Here is a 16,352-nt window from a genome sequence, read left to right as displayed (position 1 = left end):
GCTGCCGCCCGCCGGCCAAGGCGCCGGTCCGGCGCAATCCCGGCGTCATCTGTTGTCCTGCTCGCTGTCATGGCTTCCTCCATTCCTTGTTTAGAAGCGGAAGCTCAGGGCCAGGTACGGCCCGCCGAACGAGAAGTCCTGGACCAGCCGGTTGCCCCCCTGATCATAGTGAAGATGGCGGTAGCCGAGCGTGACGTCGGCCCAGCCGGCCTGGTACCCAATGCCGCCAGCGGCCTGCCAGGTCAGGCGCGAGGAACCGCCGCCGATGTCGAAGGCGTAAGGTAGGTGGAATCCACCACCGAGTTCGAAGCGGCCACGCACCCCGACAAGACCGTCGAAGAGGTCAGCGTCCCGTGCCAACCTGCCAGTGCGGGCAAAGCTCCGTCCGCCGCCCGGGCCGGCGACGTCGGCGGCCAGGCGGACGTCGGTACGCGTCTCGAGGGAGAACCAGCGCAATCCGGCGAACGCGTCCACATGGCCCCAACCACCGGCCGCGAGGGTATAGGCCCCGCCCAGCGTCCACAGGCTACCGCGAACGGAGGACTCCGTGCCGGCATTCAGGGTCGTGGAGACCGGATTGCGCCCGACCTGAACGAAGTCCACCGACCGAACGGCGCTGCTGCTGTTGCCGAGGTCGAGGTAGATAAAGTCCGTAAGGACGGAGAAGCGGCCGTGACGCGCCTCCGCCGCGACCATGGCGGCAAAGTTCAGCGCCTCGAGGAGATTAGTTGCGTCCATGCCGACGTTGGCGCCGGAGGCGCCACCCGTCGATCTGGGAATGCTGTAGCGAAGGTTGCCGTTGATCGAGGGCGCCCAGACGTAAGGCGTAACCGCGAAGCTCCAGCCCGGCTCGGCGGAGGGCACCGTCTGGGCGGCGAGATCGCCGGCCGACCCGACCGCCAGAACAAGGGCTGCGCCGATCGGCCAGGAACGCACGCGCCGTAAGGTCCGCGCCATTATGTGACCCCTCCCGTAGGTTTCGGGGCCGCCTGTGCGGCACCCGCCGCTCCGCAGGCCTTCCCCTCCCGGGCCGAACTCGTGCGATCGGGCGGCTCCTCGCTTGTCCGCATCCGCTGGCGACGCGTCAGCCTGCGATTCGCGGCCGAGCGGCCAAACAGAATCCGGCGAAGCTCGCCCTTCCCGAGCAACTCGTCCAACTCGGTAGCCGTGGTGAAGACAAGGAAGAGGATGAAGATCCAGATCTGCACCGCGGCGAACCGCTGCCAGGCGAAATGCTCTTGGACGTAGCGGAGTGTCCCGGACAGGCTGCCGCCGCCGATCCAATATTCGACGAGTTCCTCGACAAAGCGGACGACCAGCACCACGGTGAAGTAGACCAGCGTTTTGAACAGGATCGGCGCGACGAGGGGCGCCCCGTCGAAGCGCCGCAGGAACGGCAGCGCGTTCGCTAACAGGACGGACTTCCCCACCACCAGCGCGGTGGTGGTCGCGACCATGTAGTTGAACAGCTGCCGCCGATAGTCGTCGATCAGGAGGTGGCCGGTCAGAACGACAAGGTTGAAGCCCACCAGGAAGAACAGGGTCGGCGGGACCATCTCCCGGAATTCTCTGGCGACGAAGGTCAGGGCTCGCGGCCTGGGCATGGCGGCACCTCCTTGGCCCGCGGCGGGGATCATGGATGCCGGCTTTGGCGGCGCGGCGACATTGGCCAGCGACGATTTGCCGTGCTGGCCGGCGGTGTCCGCCGTCGCACCATCCACCTGCGTTGCCCGGATGGTGTGTCCGGCAGTAGCCTAGCCGGCAGGGAGCGCCCGCCAGCGAGGCACCCCGTAGATAATGAGGGCGGCCGGCGAGCATCGGTTCAGCGTCCCACCGGCACCGAGAAGCTCTCGAGTTGGCGAAGCCGCTGGAGTGCATCTTGGGCGCGTAGCGTGTTGTAGTTAAAGCCAGCCGCGTTCAGTGTGGCGCCCGACGCGAACGGGTAATCGGGGATTGTTGTGACAAACTCCTTAACCTTCGCTTGCACTGGCACGAACAGCCACATGTTGTCGGCATACCAACGCAGGTAACCGAGTTGCGCCTCGTGCGGAGCTTTCTCGTAAGGGTCAGCACGCAGGTTCACGACCATTGGCCAGCTCGGCACATTGCGCACGCCGGTGGCGATGTTACCCTGTTGAATCGCGAAGTGGACCTTCCAGTCGTTCCAGCGCACTGCATTCAGATCGCCGCCCTGGCTGAAATAGTAGATCGCATCGCGCGGTCCCTTCGGTTGCTCGCCACGGAGGAAGGGCACGAAGTTGAAGCCGTCCGCATGGATGCGCCAGGTCCGCCCCATCGCTTGGTGACCAGTTTTCAGCTTTTCTACGATGTTGGGCTCGCCGGCTGCGGCCAACAGCGTCGGCATCCAGTCCTCGTGCGACATGATGTCGTTGATGATCGTCCCCGGACGAACCACGCCAGGCCAGCGGATCATCTGCGGCACGCGGAAGCCGCCCTCCCAGGTAGTTCCCTTCTCGCTGTAAAATGGCGTGGTACCGCCGTCTGGCCAGGAGACGGTTTCGGCGCCGTTATCGGTGCCATAAACAACGATGGTGTTATCGGCGATCCCGAGTTCATCGAGCTTCTGTAGGATTTGCCCGACGTGGCCATCGTGCTCGACCATGCCATCCGGGTAGATTCCGACGCCGGTGCGGCCGTAACTCTCCTTCTTCAGGTGGGTCCAGATGTGCATGCGCGTGCTGTTGAACCACAGGAAAAAGGGCGTGTTCGCGCGTGCCTGGCGGTCCATAAAATCGAGCCCGGCAGTGAGGAACTCCTCGTCCACCGTGGGCATGCGCTCAACAGAGAGCGGCCCCGTATCCTCGATCTGGACTGTACCATCGGCATTACGGCGTGAGCGGATGACGCCGCGCGGGCCGAAGTTGCGGCGGAACTCCGGGTCGCGCGGGTAGTAATAGGTCTGCGGCTCCTCCTCGGCATTGAGGTGGTAGAGGTTGCCGAAGAATTCGTCGAAGCCGTTGTTGGTTGGGAGGTGCTTGTCGCGGTCGCCAAGGTGGTTTTTGCCGTATTGCGCTGTGGCGTAACCGCGTTCCTTCAGCAGCGTCGCAATCGTCGGTGTCCAGTCAGGGATGCCGTGCTCGCTGCCGGGCATGCCGATAGTGAGCAGGCCAGTGCGAAACGGGTGTTGTCCCAGGATGAAGGAAGCTCGGCCAGCGGTGCAGGACTGCTGCGCATAGCTGTCGGTGAACATCGCGCCCTCGCGCGCGATGCGGTCGATGTTGGGCGTGCGATAGCCCATGATTCCATGATTGTAGGCACTGATGTTGTGGACGCCGACGTCATCCCCCCAGATCACCAGAATGTTTGGCCGGCGTGCACCCGCCGCCGCGGACGGCGGCACGGGAGTCGGTACCGGAGCCTGGGCCTGCGTCGCCGGACGTTGCTGTGCCTGTGCTACCTGCAGACCACTGACTGTGCCGGCAGCCAGACTAGCCGCACCTCCAAGCAGCATGGCGCGACGCGAGCGGCCGTTGCTCTCCTTGGTCATTTGGATTGATCTCCTTGGGATATGGGGATGCCGCGGCGGACGCAGCGGAAGCCGATGTGGCTCATGCCGGTGTCCACCATCTGCGCGTGGCGCGCCGCCGGGCGGTAGCGTCGGCAGTAGCTCGGCGCGCAGAGGAATGAGCCGCCCTTGACCACCTTCCGCGGAATGCGGATGGCCGGCTGAGCGGGATCGAAGGAGGCCTCCGCCGTTGGGCCGCGCGGATCCGCAGGAGAACAACAGTCTGGCTTGACCAGATCGGTTGGCACATGGCCCCCGACCCACCAGTCGGTCGTCCACTCCCAGACGTTCCCGCACACCTCGAATAGGCCGTGGCCGTTGGGGGGATAGCTCCGGACGGGGCAGGTGCCCGCGAAGCCGTCGGCCGTGAAGTCCCGCCAGGGGAACGGGCCCTGCCATGTATTGGCGAGGTGCACGCCGCCCGGCGTCAGCTCGTCCCCCCAGGCGAACTCCGCGCCATCGAGTCCGCCGCGGGCGGCGAGCTCCCACTCCGCCTCGGTCGGCAGCGCCTTGCCGGCCCAGGCGGCGTAGGCCTCAGCGTCCTCAAAGGCGACCTGGACCACGGGGTGGTCTTTGCGGCCGATGACTGTGCTGCCGGGCCCCTCCGGGTGCCTCCAGGAGGCCCCCGGCGTCCAGGTCCACCAGTTGCGGTAATCTCTGGTGTCCACGGGCCCGTCCGTCATGCGGAACACCAGCGAGCCCGGCCTGAGAGCCTCGGGGTGCGCGCCGGGGTAGAGCGCGGGGTCGAGCGGGCGTTCGGCGACTGTGACGTAGCCCGTGGCTGCGACGAAGGCGGCGAAGGCGGCGTTGGTGACAGCAGTAGCGTCGGCCAGAAATCCGTCGACCCGGGCCCGGTGCGCCGGCCGCTCCTCCGGGTAGTGCCGGTCGGAGCCCATCAGGAATTCCCCGCCGGGGATCCGCCGCATTCCGTCCGCGGCTGCGGCGCCTCCTCCTCCGGGAGCCCGCGGGCAGGGTCGCTGGTGCTGCGTCGGCGTCATCGGGTGTGCGGGCCTCCGCGGCGCGGGTCGCGGCGCCCCCGGAGAAGGGGATCGGCGTCCGACCTAGCCTTTCGTTAATCTGCGACGGCGCGAGGGGTGGCTGGCATCGGCCAAATTCCCGATAGGACGTGATGGCGATTGCCGAGGAGGCCCGACCGGGTCCTCAGGACCCGACGATGCCGTTGCGCAGGGCGTAGCGCACGAGGTCGGCGACGGAGCGCGCGCCGGTCTTCAGCATCACCGCCTCCTGGTGCGCCTTCACCGTCCGCTCGCCGATGCCGAGATGCGTGGCGACCGCGCGGCGGTCGAGGCCCTCGGCGAGAAGCCGGACGACCTCACGCTCGCGGGGTGAGAGCAGCCGTAGCGCCTCGGCACCCGCGGAGGTACGGCGGAGGTGGTCGCGTACTGCGTCGGGGGCGTCGGGCGGGAAGTAGGGCCGGTGCGCGGCGACGGTCTCGATCGCGGTCACGACCGATCGCACGGCGACAGACTTGAGCAGGCATCCGCGACCGCCCGCAGCGAGAACGGCGGCGGCCAAGTCCTCGGACGCGTGCATGGTGAACACCAGCACCTCGGTCGCGGGACTAGCCACCCGGATCGCCTGGGTCACTGCAATCCCGTCAAGGTCGGGTAAGACCATGTCCACAACGGCGACATCGGGCCTGAGCGCGGCCACCATGTCGATGGCCTCACGGCCGTTGCGCGCCTCGCCGCACACCTCCCAACCCGGGTGCCGCGCGATCATGTCCCGCAGGCCATGGCGCACGATGTCGTGGTCGTCGGCCAGGAGGATGCGGACCAAGTTCTGTTCCCTTCGGCGAGTGGCGGTCGCTGCCGGGCAGGGCATACCGAAGGCCTAGCACCCGGCGCCGCCGCGCGGCATTGGCCAAAACACTGATGGACGGCCTAGGTGTTCCGATCTCCGGCGCCTGGGGCTAGCCCGATGGGCCCATTAACCCCACTGAACCGGAGGCCATCGCGATTTGTCGATATAGGTGGTTGGTTGCGTCGTCGCTTTGGCCGTACGCATGTGGTGCTATGGCGGCCGCGCTGGGGAGGCTACTGCCATGGACCAGGCGGCACTACCCGAAAGCCAACCGGGCCCGGAGGCTGCGCCGACCGTAAGAATGCGGGTAAGGCTCATCGTGCTAGCCGTTCTGTGCATCGTCGGCGGCCTTGGTCTTGCGACGGGGCTGGCGCTGCATCGTGCCTCGCTCGAGCAACGGTCTATCGAGGATGGTGCGCTGATGGTCGCGCTCGCCATTGCCGGTGCGGCCGACCGGGAGATCGCGGCCTCAATCGCGCGGATGGAAGCGCTCGCCACCTCGCCAGCGCTGCGCGCGAACAACCTCGCGGCATTTCACGACCAGCTCGCCGCGACGCCCCTTCCTGACGAGACGTGGTTCGTCCTCTGGGACCGGGAACGGCAATTGCTGAACACGCGCCGGCCGTTCGGTGCTCCCCTGCCAAGTATCGCCGACTTCAATGCTGGAACTCAGGCAACCTTGGGGCGCGTCTTCGCAGCGCCCCAGCTCGTGGTCAGCCCGGTGGTCTGGGGGGCCTTGGCACAGATGCATGTCGTCGCAGTCACGATCCCGGTCCTAATCGACGACAAAGTCGCGCATCTCTTTGATACCGTCCTGTCAGATCGGCGTATCACCCGCATTCTCGAGGAGCTGCCGTTGCAGTCGGGATGGCGCGGTATCCTCGTCGACAAGTATCGGGCTACGGTCGCGCACGCACGGATGATCGAAAGGCCGGCCGGTCCGGCCGTTCCCGAGGCATGGATGGAGCGGCTCCGCGACCCCAAGGCGCAAGGCATCTTCATCGGCGACCGTGACGGCGCACCCGTCCTAGTCGCCTTCGCTCGCTCGCCGATGTCGGACTGGACGGCGTTCATCGAGGTGCCCTGGAATGCTGAAACCGCGCCGGTCCACCGTACCGTCCGCCTGCTCATCGCTGGGGGGGCGGCACTCGCCATCGCTGCCGTCGCGCTGACGATGCTGGTGGCCCGTGGGGCCGATCGCCCAATCCAGGTGCTGCATACGTTCGTGGCCCAGGCCCGTACTCGCCAACGCGAGGCGGAAATGCAGTACCGTACCTATTGGCAGCACACCGGAGAGGCGCTGTTCGTGCTCTCCGTTGAGGGTGACAAATTTACCTTCGAGGGGCTGAATCCGGCGCACGAGCGGCTGAGTGGCCTTCGGTCCTGGTCGGTTGTGGGCCGCGAGCCACGAGAGTGCCTTCCGTTGGCGATGGCGACACCGTTGGTTGAGAGGTGTCGACGCTGCGTCGAGACCGGGATCGCGCTGCGCTACGACGAGAGCCTTGATCTGCCCACCGGTCGGCATAACTGGGAGACCAGTCTGGCCCCGGTGCGCGACCCAGTCAGCGGGCGCGTGGTCCGGCTTCTGGGCAGCGCGCGGGACGTCACCGATCGCCGGCGGGCCGAAGCGGCGCTCCGTGGCCTCGGCGGCAGGCTCCTGACACTACAGGACGATGAGAGGCGCCGGATCGCACGCGAGCTTCACGACAGTACAGCGCAGATCCTCGTCGGTGCTAGCTTCGCCGCTGCGCGAGTTCGTACTGTGTCGTCGGAGCTCACAACGGAGGCGGACGATGCGGTCGAGGAAACGCTGTCGCTGATCGAGGAAAGCCAGCGGGAGATCCGCACGCTCGCCTATCTTCTCCATCCCCCCCTGCTCGACGAGATGGGGTTGCCCGCGGCGCTAAGGTGGTACGCGAAGGGTCTCGAGCGACGCAGCGGCCTCGCAGTCATCGTCGAGGTGGACCCCGGGCTGACGGACCATCGCATGTCCCAGGAGATCGAGGCCGCGCTGTTCCGAGTGGCGCAGGAGGCGCTCGGCAACGCGCACCGCCACTCTGGCGGCAGCCAAGTGCAGGTGAGACTGACGGTGGCTAAGGATAGGCCGGCGGACCACGGACCAAGTACGGTACTGCTAGCCGTGCAGGACAACGGCCGCGGGTTCGCAGGCGTGCGGGCGCTCCCGGCGGAGGACGACAGAGACCCCATCGTCTTCGGGGTTGGGCTGGTCGGCATGCGGGAGCGCATGCGCCAACTCGGCGGCCGCTTGGTGGTGCGGCCGGCCGATCCGGGCGGCACGATCGTCGAGGCGTGGGTCCCAGCCGGTGTCACGCTCGGCCTCGATGGGGTGCCTCCGAGGCCGCGGCATCCGGCCGCCGACCCGGCCTGATCCGGCGGACCAGATGCGCCCGACACCGACCGGTTCTGCCGGGTGGTTCAGGAGGTTCCGTTGTGAGCTTGCGGAGCATTCTCGAGCAGGTACAAACCTCGGCATGGCGAGACGGCGGCGAGTGGCCTCGGTGAGGCCGGATCAGTCCTTCAAGGGGCGGCAGTTCACTGCAGAGGTGATCCTCTGGGCGGTCCGCTGGTATCTCATGTTCCCGGTGAGCTATCGCGATCTCGAACTCATGCTGGCCGACCGCAGCGTAGAGATCGCACACACCACCATCTTCCGCTGGGTCCAGACCTACGCGCGGGAGATCGAGAAGCGGATCCGGCCGCACCTGCGCTCGAGCAACGGCTCATGGAGGGTCGACGAGACCTATGTTCGAGTGAAGGGCCGCTGGAGCTATCTGTATCGGGCGGTGGACAGCCGCGGCCAGACGATCGACTTTCTGCTCTCGGCCGAGCGGGACGTGGAGGCCGCGAAGTGCTTCTTCCGCAAGGCGCTGGGCCAGCCGCATACGGTGAACCCGCGCACCATCACCGTGGACAAGAACCCAGCTTACCCCTGCGCTGTCGAACAGATGAAAGAGGACGGCGAGCTGTGGCGACGCTCGCGGCTACGGCAATGCAAGTACCTCAATAACATAGTGGAACAAGACCATCGGCGCGTGAAACGCCTGGTCAGACCGGGGCTGGGCTTCGGCAGTTTCCATACCGCACGACGAACGCTGGCGGGCTACGAGGCCATGGCGATGATCAGGAAGGGGCAGGTTCGAAAGGTTGGCGGACGAGACATGCGGGCGCAAGCCACCTTCATTGCCGAGCTGTTTTAGGTCGCTGCCTGATCTGGAGCTTGTCACAGCCATTCACAGCCTGCCGCAAACTTTGCACCGTAACCGCCCGGGGCTTAGCGAGCAGACCCGGGAGAAGCCCGGCCGGAGCGGGTGCGCCGCTCGGCAGGAGCACCGGAGTGATCGTCAGGCGCTCGACACCGACGCTAATCCGCGCGGGTGGGTTTCCTGGTGCCCGGTTCTGTCCTGGCACTTCGGCGGATACCGACGCGACGCCTTCGCCGCAGACCTCGCCTGCGCGACGCATCGCCGCTCGCAGCTCGTCCGCGCTCCTCGCCCCGGTTGCGCGCTGCTCGTGCATGTGCAGGACGACCTGGCCGAATGTCGTAGGGATTTCGGCTGCCCCTGACGAGTAGAAGTAGGGCTCGGCGGCCCAGGCACGCGGGCGGCAAAAGGCGATAAGGTCGCCGCCGGCGCTAACGGCAGTACCCGCGGTCCTGCCCGGCGAGCTGCTGAGCAATCCCCTTGCTAGGCAGCCTGGCTCGCCGCCGAGGGGCGCGTAGGCGAGCGAGGCGTCCTGTGTGTAGTCCGTCTCGCGCGCCGCCGACGCACCGAGCGGGACGCACAGCGCCGCGGCGAGGAGGGCAACGCGCGTCCAGTCCATGGCGTCATGCCTCCGAAGGGGGCGGAAAGGTGTGGGGCGAGGCGGCACCAGCGCTGCGCGGTGGAGTTCCCGCCCTGCGGCGATGCGCCGGCACTCTCCGAAACCGCCGAGAACGACCGCCCGGTGCTCCAGCACGTGTGCGCCGCCAGCCGGCAGCGTGGCCTCGAACAGGGTGCGTCGCTTCGGGCGGAGCGGGGCAATGATGGCGCCGAAGGGCGTGTTGGTCTTCTCGATCTCGGCGACCATCGCGGGATCGAGGCGCGCCGGCAGCCACAAGAGGTCGCAGTCGGAGAGCTCTACCTCGCCACGGGTCAGCGTGACGCGCCGGTGCCGTAGCGCCTCGCCGGGGGCGAGGACAAGGGCATCGAGCAGTTCGTCGGGGCGCGCGTGTTGGCAGGCGTCGCGTTCGGCATGGATGGAGCCGAACCCGATCCGGTGCTCGTCGCACCACGCTTCGGGCGCCCGCGTCGCGCTGCCGGAGGTCAGCAACAGGCGGCGCAGCGTGGCGAGGAGTTCCGCCTCGCTTGACAGGAAGTCAACCGCCTCGATCCCGGTGAACCACGCCTCCGCCGGCAGTCCAGCATGCATGACCTGCTCCTTCGTTGCGGCACGGAGGCGTGGGTATGGAAACTGCCGAAGCCCAGCCCCGGTCTGACCAGGCGTTTCACGCGCCGATGGTCTTGTTCCACTATGTTATTGAGGTACTTGCATTGCCGTAGCCGCGAAGCGTCCCGCGGCAGTCTGACCGTGTGGTTCTCCGAGGCGGGGGTCGAGGGCTGGCGCGCCGAAGCGCGCAGCGGCTGGGGCGCCCAGCCGAAGTACTCGGCCCTGGCGATCGCAACCGCCCTGACGCTGCGGTCCGTGTTCAGCCTGGCGTTGCGCCAAACTGAGGGGCTGATCGGCTCCATCTTGCAGTTGCTCGGCCTCGATCTCGCGGTGCCGGACCATTCGACCCTGAGCCGCCGGGCCGAGGCGCTGGAGGTGGCGCGGCCGCGCTGCGGCGGCAAGCCAGTGCACCTGCTGGTGGACAGCACCGGGCTGCGGCTGTGCGGGCCCGGCGGCTGGCTGGAGGAGAAGCACGGCACCAAGCGGCGCCGCGCATGGAAGGTGCTCCACCTCACCACCGACGCCGACACCGGCGAGATCGTCGCCTCAGTGCTGACCGACCGGGATGCCGACGATGGCTCCCAGGTCGGTCCCTTGCTCGACCAGGTGGATGGGCCGGTGGCAGCCTTGACCGGCGACGGCCCCTACGACCGCAACGATGTCTATGCCGAGGTCGGGGCGCGGCATCCCGAGGCGGCCGTCATCGTGCCGCCGCGCGCCAACGCAGTGCCGAGTGCAGCCGCAGAGACTGCACGGACGCGGCGCGATGCGCATCTGCGATGTATTGCCAAGCGCGGCCGCATGGGTTGGCAGCGGGCGTCGGGGTACGGCTGGCGCGCCTTGGTGGAGTCTGACATCTCGCACTGGAGCGGGTCGTCGGCGAAGGGCTGCGCTTCCACACAGCCGGGCGCCAAGCGACCGAAGTGGTGATCGCGGCGGATATGCTGAACCGAATGCTGGACCTCGGACGCCCGGAGTACGTCCGGACCGCATGACCTGGAATCGGGTGGGGCTCAATATGCCCGGTCCGCCGACCCGTGCAACAGAGTTACGCTGCGGCGGTTCGGGCGTGGGTGGTGGCTACAAGGTGTCAGCCACCTCGTGCCAGCCGGTCCAGATCATCTCCAGTGCTACGTAAAGGATCACCAGGAGGCCAATCCAGGAGATCCAAGGATATCTGCCCAGCAGCCGAGCAATAATTGTGGCAGCGATCCCCATCATAACAACCGACGCCGCAAGCCCGACCACGAGTACCCATAGGTGGTCCCTCGCTAGCCCAGCGACGGCCAGCACATTGTCAAGGCTCATCGAGACGTCTGCAACGAGGATCTGTACGACAGCTTGGTGTAGGGTTTTGCGCGGCATGCCGTTCGTGGCTTCATCGTCCGTTCCTGGCGTATTCGTTCCTGCGGCCAGGTGGGCGTGCCGCAACTCACGGAACATCCTCCAGCAGACCCAAAGCAGCAGAATGCCTCCTGCGAGGGTGAGCCCTATGATTGTCAGCAACTGCGTCGTGATTAGTGAGAAGCCGATCCGCATCGCGGTTGCGGCGCCGATGCCCCAAAGGAGTGCCAGGCGACGCTGCTCCGGGGCTAGGCCGGCAGCAGCCATGCCAACAACGACGGCGTTGTCCCCAGCAAGGGCAATGTCCACGAGAAGGACACCTGCCAAAGCAACGAGGTCTGGTGGCAAGAAAGAAAGGTTCACGGCAGATTCCTAGCGTTGGAAGCGGCTGCTAAAACCGTAAGGTGCAGTAGGCCAATCCCAGCGAGGAGCAGCGCTGCTTGAATCTCATCTCGTAAAGCCAGCTTGGGCAGCGCCGGTGAGGTCGGACCGCTGCTTAGGCCCCGGTGCATTCGACCGCTAATTGCGATCATCATCGCAGCAGCAGTTCCAGCGCACGCCATCACCTAGCGTGCCTGGCCTCGCTTATGGGCCGCTTGGCGAACCTTAACACCGTGCCAGTCATGCGTCATTCGGACCTGCCGACATCGTTGAAGCCTTGCGGCGGTAACTGGGCCATTGGCGCCGCCGCCGTGCATCCGGCATCGGTCGGTCGGCATCGCTGAGCCCCGCGCAGAGTGTGCTGCCTGGGTCTTAGGTGAAGCCGATCAAGGCCGATTTGACCGCGATCGCTGCAAGCGCCGCCGCTATGGCCGCGGTGGCAGGCCCGTAGGAGGCGACGGCTGCATAGGCGATGCCGCTGACGATCAGAGCCCAGGCGGCAATTTCATGGGAGTCGAGGACTGGCATGGAAACCTCCATCGACATCTTCATTGATTGTATGTAGTTTAGAATTTACCTCAACGTTATTCAAGGAAAAATGGCCGCGCCACTCTGAAGTCCTTGAGAACTTCCGAGGTAGTGTGCCAACAGACCAGATCAGAACTAGTGCAGTGATACAGACGGACAATTCGCGCGCCTGCTGAGGCATGCCAAGTTGGGCGAATAGCCTAGGAAGTATGCGTCATTCTCGATGCTGGTGATCGTGCGCGACTGGCGGCGATCACCGCTGACCGGAACCGCCCGCAGAAGCACGTCCAGCGTGCTCGGATCATCCTGCTGTCCGCCGACCGGCTTTCCGTTGCCGAGATTGCCCGTAAGGCTGCGGCAAGCCGACCGGCGGTATGGCGCTGGCAGGCGCGCTACGCCCAGGCTGGGGTGGACAGCCTGCTGCGCGACAAGACCCGCCCACCTGGCAGGGCGCCGGTGCCGACCGCGACCGTGGCGAAGGTGCTGGCGCTCACCTGCCCCAAGCCGCAAGGTCAGGCCACCCACTGGACCGGCCGGGCGATGGCGCAGGCCAGCGGCATCAGCCTGCGCTCGGTGCAGCGCATCTGGGATGCCCATCGGCTGCGGCCGCACCGGCTGCGCAGCTTCAAGCGGTCCAACGATCCGGCCTTCGCCGAGAAGGTCGAGGACATCGTCGGCCTTTACATGGATCCGCCGATGCAGACCGTGGTGCTGTCCACCGACGAGAAGCCGCAAATCCAGGCGCTCGACCGTACCCAGCCCGGATTGCCGCTCAAGCCAGGCAAGTGCGGCACCATGACCCATGATTACAAGCGCAACGGCGTCACCACCTTGTTTGCCGCGCTCAATGTCCAAGACAGCACCGTGCTGGGCCGCTGCATGCCGCAGCACCGGCACCAGGAGTTTGTCCGCTTCCTTAACGCCGTGGAGCGCGCCGTACCCGCAGGCAAGCCGATCCACGCCATCGCCGACAACTACGCCACCCACAAGCATCCCAGGGTACGCGCCTGGCTGGAGCGGCACCTGCGGTGGGTGTTCCACTTCACCCCGACCTCGGCCTCCTGGATCAATGCTGTCGAAACTTCTTCTCAGCGCTGAGCCGAAGGCGCTTGCGACGAGGGGTGTTCCAATCCGTCGTCGATCTCAAGCAAGCCATCGCCCGTACCGTCCGCGAGTACAACGCCACGTCGAGCCCATTCGTTTGGACCAAGCCCGCCGGTGCCATCCTCGCCAAACTCGACCGGCTGCCTTACCTTCCGAATGAATCACTGCACTAGGTGCGAGCGCATTCGTCAGGGAACCTACCCGCGAAGCTCCGCCGAGCCATATGGCGCGAACTCGGGACAGACACGCCCCTGGCAGTTAAACATCACACCAGTCTTGGTAAGGGCGCCGAAGCAAGGCGGTCAGCCTCTTTGAAGGTCATCATGCGGCCGGTCTCGCCGTCCCAGGAGCCTATCAGCCCTGCTCGAGCCGGCCAAACGGCCCTACTTGCGCGAGCCCTGACAAAATTGATCAGGGGTTCCGGAACGCGGTATGCACTCAATAGTGCCCTGGGCCTGCAAAGCCGACCTTGTGGACGGTCCGCGAACCAACTTCGCAGGTGAAACTCCGTGGTGGCCAATCAGCGGGTTATGGAGCCGGCCGGCAAGCCATTATTTCTTACAGCGCAAGGCTCCGCCTCCGCCCCACAGCCACCGGGCTAAATCACCTCCTAATTTTTCGATCGAGACCATTTCGGATTGAAACGAAGGAGATCCGCTAGCGCCTTGCACCAAGGTTGAAGCCGGTCCGCTCGTCACATACTAGAACACAAAGGACAGGGATGCTGCCCTTTTGGCTTGCTTTGGCGTTATGCTGCAGTGCACCATGCAGGTAAGTGAGGGGAGGGGACCGGCATAGGAGCTTTGCCATGGTCGCCTTTGTGATCGGTACCGCTGCGATTATCGTCGTGAGCCTCGCAGTCCGCATTGCGGTCGACGAACTCGCCATGCGTTGGGCGAACGGGGCTTTGGATACGTCTCGTAGCCTACAGGGGTCCGGAGTTGCCCCAGTCAGATGACGAAACCCGCGTCCCAGCTGCCACCCGGAGCCGCATGGAGCGCGACATGATGGAAATACTGGCACAAGCCCAGAAGGCCGCTGCCAGGAACGCTCCTGTTCAAATTTGCGGCCTCAAGGTGCGGTTTTCGCTGGAGGGGGACGCCGACGTGTCGTGGGACATCCGTCCGTCGCCGCCCGAGCCTGGGCCGTGGTGAAATTTTATTCGCCGCTGTTACCTCGTGCAGCGCCAGGATCACGGAGCCGCTTCCCATCCCGTGCCCCGGTCAGGTGAGCGGATTATTTGGAGCGCTGGGCGTTGTCAGGCGAGATGCGCGAGACAGTCCTCTCCACCTCTGGCTCGCCTGAGATGTCAGGCAGGTCCCGGTGCTCTCGACAGACCCAAATCCCCTTCGCATCTTTCGAGTTGATCCAGAAGAGGGCGTCACCTGTAGCCACCCCGCGAAAGCAGAAGAAGCACTGCATCAAGGATCCCTAGAGGCGGTTTTCAGAAACCCTGAGCGAGTTTGGATGCAACCAAAAATATGCAAGCCGCCTGAAGCAGTGACTGGGCAACAAAAGCCGAGCCGGCCATAGCAAAGCCCAAGGCGCTTGTTCTCGAGCAGCCAAGCGTCGCTGCGCTCTACCGGCTAGCGGCGGTTACCAAGGCTGACCTGCGCGGCTGGGAAGTCGCCTCGGCCGGTCGCATCCCGAGGGCGGCGCCGACCCCAGCGGGCGTGGTGATGCGCCGGTCGTCCAACTCGCGGCCAATCGCCAACCGTAACCGGATGGTCTTCAGCTGATCCGCGGTGCGGCGCCGGCGCTCCTCGGGCGTGATCTTCGGCGGCGAGCTCATGCCGTGGATGTCGGGGTGCGACGAGCAATGGGAAAGGGCTGACGCCGCCGCATCCTCAGTTGCGATAAACCACCCCGCACGGTAAGGTAGCGATGCTTTCTCCCCGCTATGGCCGGCATCTGGGCGATAGCTCGGATCGGCGGGGCAAGCATCGCCGAAAGCCATGATGGCCAACCCGCCTTCAGCTGAGCGTACGGTTTAGCATCGACACCGGTCCCTCGCGGCACCATAGGCAGCCCATCGCCTGCTGACGCCCTCCGGCGCAGGCGGCCGAGAGTAGCCAGAGCTCCCGCCGACACCCCTGTCGCAGGAGCCCTAGATGGCACCCCCCGACCCATCGTTGCCGCATACCCGCAACCGCTTGCTCGCGGCTCTGTCGCCGGAGGATCTCTCCCGGCTCTGGCCCCGACTGGAGCCGGTTGAACTCGGCCTCCGCGAAATCCTGCAAGAGCCGGAAAAGCCCATCACCGCCGTCTACTTCCCGGAAACCAGCTGGGCCTCGATGCTGGCCTATATGGAGGACGGCGACGCCGCCGAGGTCGGGCTGATCGGGCGCGAGGGCATGGTCGGGTTGCCGGTTCTGCTCGGCGGCGACAGCGACGACCTTGAGGCGATGGTGCAGTGTGCCGGCACCGCGCTGCGGATGGATGCGGCGGCGTTCCGCGAGGCCGTGGAGACCATCCCCGCCCTCCGCACCCTCCTGCTTCGCTATGCGCTGGCCCATCATGGGCAGGTAGCCCGCACGGCGGCCTGCAATGGGCGGCACCACACGGACCAGCGCCTTGCCCGCTGGCTGCTGATGGCGCACGACCGGGCCGAGGGTGACGAGTTCCCGATGACGCATGAGTTCCTGAGCATGATGCTCGGAGTGCGCCGCGCCGGGGTGACCGTGACCGCCATCGCTTTGCAGAAGGCCGAGTTGATCTGCTACGGGCGGGGCCGGATCGAGATCACGGACCGGCCAGGCCTCGAGGCGGCGTCGTGCGAGTGCTACGGCGTGGCGCGGCGGGCCTATGACAGTCTGATTGGGCCGCCGCCGGGGGCAACCCGGCCCTATTGGCGCTGATGCCGCTCCCGCTCAATGGCGAAGGCGTGATGCTCTCGGTATGGAAGGTTCGCACCCTTCTCATCGGGTCGCGCGCTGAGGAACCATGCCAAGCAAGCATACCCTGAGCGTTGCGCTGACTGAACATTTCTGCGGCTTTGTCGAGGAGCAGGTCGCCTCCGGCCGCTTCCGCAGCGCGAGCGAGGTGATGCGGGCTGGCCTGCGCCTGCTCGAGCGTGACCTGACGGCTCAAGGACCGGGCTCTGTTGGCCGATCAGGTATCCTGTAATTACCCACCCCCGGACTTTTGCGGCTGAGTGGTCAGGCCGTGACGGTCGTCAGGATGGTACCGAATACGCTGG

Annotated in this window: 14 protein-coding genes and 2 pseudogenes; 7 read left to right on the top strand and 9 right to left on the bottom strand. The window is 66.0% G+C overall.

The annotated features are described in order from the left end of the window. Positions 1–90: 90 nt before the first annotated feature. The 5 genes from JMJ55_RS27830 to JMJ55_RS27810 form a co-directional block, all read right to left on the bottom strand. A complete protein-coding gene (locus JMJ55_RS27830; protein ID WP_202828872.1) occupies positions 91–957 on the bottom strand; it encodes a hypothetical protein in 867 nt (288 codons plus the stop codon). Next, positions 957–1,721 carry a hypothetical protein gene (locus JMJ55_RS27825; protein WP_202828871.1) on the bottom strand — a complete coding sequence of 255 codons (765 nt, stop codon included), beginning with the start codon at positions 1,719–1,721 and terminating at the stop codon, positions 957–959. The genes JMJ55_RS27830 and JMJ55_RS27825 overlap by 1 nt, the downstream gene beginning before the upstream one ends. A 101-nt stretch (positions 1,722–1,822) precedes the next feature. Then, a complete protein-coding gene (locus JMJ55_RS27820; protein WP_202828870.1) occupies positions 1,823–3,508 on the bottom strand; it encodes an arylsulfatase in 1,686 nt (561 codons plus the stop codon). Then, entirely contained in the window at positions 3,505–4,452 is a 948-nt protein-coding gene (locus JMJ55_RS27815; RefSeq protein ID WP_202828869.1) for a formylglycine-generating enzyme family protein, read from the bottom strand. The genes JMJ55_RS27820 and JMJ55_RS27815 overlap by 4 nt, the downstream gene beginning before the upstream one ends. A gap of 235 nt (positions 4,453–4,687) precedes the next feature. Then, positions 4,688–5,326: a response regulator transcription factor gene (locus tag JMJ55_RS27810; protein ID WP_236034152.1), complete on the bottom strand. Its 639-nt coding sequence runs from the start codon at positions 5,324–5,326 to the stop codon at positions 4,688–4,690. Positions 5,327–5,591: 265 nt separating this feature from the next. On the opposite strand from JMJ55_RS27810, the gene JMJ55_RS27805 reads away from it, so the two are divergent. Both JMJ55_RS27805 and JMJ55_RS27800 read left to right on the top strand, forming a co-directional pair. Beyond that, positions 5,592–7,739, top strand: a complete 2,148-nt coding sequence (locus JMJ55_RS27805; RefSeq protein ID WP_202828867.1) for a histidine kinase — start codon at positions 5,592–5,594, stop codon at positions 7,737–7,739. Between the two features lie 130 nt (positions 7,740–7,869). Then, the gene (locus JMJ55_RS27800) at positions 7,870–8,568 is read left to right on the top strand and encodes an IS6 family transposase (protein WP_328702793.1); all 699 of its coding nucleotides are present in this window, start codon (positions 7,870–7,872) and stop codon (positions 8,566–8,568) included. Here the strand turns inward: JMJ55_RS27800 and JMJ55_RS27795 are convergent. Next, the gene (locus JMJ55_RS27795; protein WP_202828865.1) at positions 8,549–9,778 is read right to left on the bottom strand and encodes a hypothetical protein; all 1,230 of its coding nucleotides are present in this window, start codon (positions 9,776–9,778) and stop codon (positions 8,549–8,551) included. The genes JMJ55_RS27800 and JMJ55_RS27795 overlap by 20 nt on opposite strands. A gap of 32 nt (positions 9,779–9,810) precedes the next feature. After that, positions 9,811–9,909: pseudogene (locus JMJ55_RS27790) on the bottom strand (IS6 family transposase); the annotation flags it as partial. Here JMJ55_RS27790 and JMJ55_RS27785 point away from each other — a divergent pair. Further along, complete coding sequence (locus JMJ55_RS27785; protein ID WP_236034156.1) at positions 9,881–10,726, top strand: IS5 family transposase; 846 nt, start codon at positions 9,881–9,883, stop codon at positions 10,724–10,726. The pseudogene JMJ55_RS27790 and the gene JMJ55_RS27785 overlap by 29 nt on opposite strands. Before the next feature lie 150 nt (positions 10,727–10,876). On the opposite strand, the gene JMJ55_RS27780 is transcribed toward JMJ55_RS27785, so the two are convergent. Together JMJ55_RS27780 and JMJ55_RS27775 are read right to left on the bottom strand one after the other, a co-directional pair. Further along, positions 10,877–11,503: a TerC family protein gene (locus JMJ55_RS27780; RefSeq protein WP_202828863.1), complete on the bottom strand. Its 627-nt coding sequence runs from the start codon at positions 11,501–11,503 to the stop codon at positions 10,877–10,879. A gap of 390 nt (positions 11,504–11,893) precedes the next feature. Continuing rightward, complete coding sequence (locus tag JMJ55_RS27775) at positions 11,894–12,049, bottom strand: hypothetical protein (RefSeq protein ID WP_202828862.1); 156 nt, start codon at positions 12,047–12,049, stop codon at positions 11,894–11,896. Between the two features lie 216 nt (positions 12,050–12,265). Between JMJ55_RS27775 and JMJ55_RS27770 the strand changes: the two are divergent. The 4 genes and pseudogenes from JMJ55_RS27770 to JMJ55_RS27755 all read left to right on the top strand — a co-directional run bounded on the left by JMJ55_RS27770 (position 12,266) and on the right by JMJ55_RS27755 (position 16,279). Further along, positions 12,266–13,326 (top strand): annotated as a pseudogene (locus JMJ55_RS27770) (IS630 family transposase). Between the two features lie 819 nt (positions 13,327–14,145). After that, positions 14,146–14,307: a hypothetical protein gene (locus tag JMJ55_RS27765; protein ID WP_202828861.1), complete on the top strand. Its 162-nt coding sequence runs from the start codon at positions 14,146–14,148 to the stop codon at positions 14,305–14,307. Between the two features lie 957 nt (positions 14,308–15,264). After that, the gene (locus tag JMJ55_RS27760; RefSeq protein ID WP_202828860.1) at positions 15,265–16,011 is read left to right on the top strand and encodes a Crp/Fnr family transcriptional regulator; all 747 of its coding nucleotides are present in this window, start codon (positions 15,265–15,267) and stop codon (positions 16,009–16,011) included. 85 nt (positions 16,012–16,096) lie between these two features. Next, positions 16,097–16,279 (top strand): type II toxin-antitoxin system ParD family antitoxin, encoded by a 183-nt coding sequence (locus JMJ55_RS27755; protein WP_202828859.1) that lies wholly within the window; start codon positions 16,097–16,099, stop codon positions 16,277–16,279. The last annotated feature ends 73 nt before the right edge of the window (positions 16,280–16,352 follow it).

Origin of the sequence: Belnapia mucosa (assembly GCF_016775475.1) — a bacterium.
Taxonomy (GTDB): domain Bacteria; phylum Pseudomonadota; class Alphaproteobacteria; order Acetobacterales; family Acetobacteraceae; genus Belnapia; species Belnapia mucosa.
Note: the sequence above shows the minus strand (reverse complement) of the source record. Positions and strands in the feature narration are given on the sequence as shown.

Coding starts and splice junctions, on each gene's coding strand:
- JMJ55_RS27830 (WP_202828872.1), bottom strand. CDS start 957: ATGGCGCGGACCTTACGGCGCGTGCGTTCCTGGCCGATCGGCGCAGCC.
- JMJ55_RS27820 (WP_202828870.1), bottom strand. CDS start 3,508: ATGACCAAGGAGAGCAACGGCCGCTCGCGTCGCGCCATGCTGCTTGGA.
- JMJ55_RS27815 (WP_202828869.1), bottom strand. CDS start 4,452: ATGCGGCGGATCCCCGGCGGGGAATTCCTGATGGGCTCCGACCGGCAC.
- JMJ55_RS27805 (WP_202828867.1), top strand. CDS start 5,592: ATGGACCAGGCGGCACTACCCGAAAGCCAACCGGGCCCGGAGGCTGCG.
- JMJ55_RS27795 (WP_202828865.1), bottom strand. CDS start 9,778: ATGCATGCTGGACTGCCGGCGGAGGCGTGGTTCACCGGGATCGAGGCG.
- JMJ55_RS27785 (WP_236034156.1), top strand. CDS start 9,881: ATGTTATTGAGGTACTTGCATTGCCGTAGCCGCGAAGCGTCCCGCGGC.
- JMJ55_RS27775 (WP_202828862.1), bottom strand. CDS start 12,049: ATGCCAGTCCTCGACTCCCATGAAATTGCCGCCTGGGCTCTGATCGTC.
- JMJ55_RS27765 (WP_202828861.1), top strand. CDS start 14,146: ATGGAGCGCGACATGATGGAAATACTGGCACAAGCCCAGAAGGCCGCT.
- JMJ55_RS27760 (WP_202828860.1), top strand. CDS start 15,265: ATGGCACCCCCCGACCCATCGTTGCCGCATACCCGCAACCGCTTGCTC.
- JMJ55_RS27755 (WP_202828859.1), top strand. CDS start 16,097: ATGCCAAGCAAGCATACCCTGAGCGTTGCGCTGACTGAACATTTCTGC.